This is a genomic window from Lysinibacillus sp. NPDC048646, from assembly GCF_050272295.1.
Classification (GTDB): domain Bacteria; phylum Bacillota; class Bacilli; order Bacillales_A; family Planococcaceae; genus Lysinibacillus.
This window is the reverse complement of the sequence record NZ_JBNNLZ010000063.1, coordinates 1-1,434: the sequence shown is the minus strand read 5'-3', so window position 1 is coordinate 1,434 and position 1,434 is coordinate 1. Positions and strand designations below refer to the sequence as shown.

Genomic DNA, 1,434 nt, shown 5'->3' with positions numbered 1-1,434 from the left:
TGAACTGCCCCTAAATTGTTAGACACCAAATCTAACGATTTAGGGGTGTTTTTTATGGCTAACTTTACTGCCGAAGAGAAAATATTTATGGCTCGTCTTTACCTTGAGGGGAAACATAGTTATTTGGAACTTCAAGATTTATATAAGGTTTCTTATCAAATGATTCAAGGATGGGTCTGTTTATATCAAGTACAAGGAGAAGAGGGATTTAAGAAATCCTATACAAGTTATTCTGCGGAGTTTAAAATGGATGTACTTAATTATATGAAGGAAACGGGTACATCCTCCTACGATGCAGCGGCTAACTTTAATATTTCTTCTCCATCCTTAGTTCGAACATGGCGGATAAATTTTAATGCTGGTGGATTCGATGCCCTTATTCCTAAGAAAAAGAGGCGAACATCCATGAAAAAAGAAACGAAGAAGGTAAAATCAATAGAAGGTTCAGTTGAAGCGCTTGAAGAACGCATTAAACAACTAGAAATGGAGAATGCCTATTTAAAAAAGTTGAATGCTTTAGTTCAAATGCAGGAAAAATTACATCCAAAATCAAAGCGCAAGTAATTTATGAACTAAAGGTAACTTATGATGTCGTGGCCCTTATCAAAGTCGCTGATATTCCACGTAGCACCTATTATTATTGGGAGAAGCGCTTGAACCGAAAAGATAAATATTCTGCAGTGAAGACAGCTATCCAATCCATTTATCATGAACATAAAGGACGTTATGGTTATCGTCGTATCACAAAAGAATTAAAGAAACTTGGATTTTCTCATAATCCCAAGACCATCAACCGTTTAATGAATGAAATGGGCTTAAAGTGCCTCGTTCGATTGAAAAAGTATCGCTCTTACAAAGGAAAAGTTGGACGCATTGCCCCAAATGTAATCCAGCGAGATTTTAAAGCAAAGAAGATGCATCAAAAATGGGTAACCGATGTAACAGAATTTCATTTATTTGGCGAGAAGCGCTATTTATCACCAATCCTTGATTTATGCAATGGCGAAATCATTGCCTATAAAGTAATGAAACGGCCGGTTTATCAACTTGTAGGTGATATGTTAGAACAAGCAGTTACGCGTTTAAAACCTGAAGATCAAGTCATCCTCCACTCCGATCAAGGCTGGCATTATCAAATGAAAAGATATCAAAAGACATTAGAGGAACATGCCATCATACAAAGTATGTCCCGGAAGGGAAATTGTCTAGACAATGCTGTCATGGAAAATTTCTTTGGCTTATTAAAGTCTGAGTTGCTTTACCTGCAAGACTTTGAAAGTATGGAGCACTTTGAAAAAGAATTGGATGCCTATATTCATTACTATAATCACAAACGTATGAAGGCAAAATTAAAAGATCTGAGTCCGGTACAATACCGGACTCAGATCTTAGAAGCTGCTTAAATTATTTGTCTAACTTTTTTGGGTCAGATCA

Annotated in this window: 1 protein-coding gene; it reads left to right on the top strand. The window is 36.4% G+C overall.

All coding sequences use genetic code 11. From position 1 onward, the window contains the following. Positions 1 to 54: 54 nt before the first annotated feature. A protein-coding gene (locus ACQKII_RS24665; RefSeq protein ID WP_427463066.1) for an IS3 family transposase occupies positions 55 to 1,403 on the top strand; the annotation gives its coding sequence in 2 pieces (ribosomal slippage) (positions 55 to 499 and positions 499 to 1,403; 1,350 coding nt in all). The last annotated feature ends 31 nt before the right edge of the window (positions 1,404 to 1,434 follow it).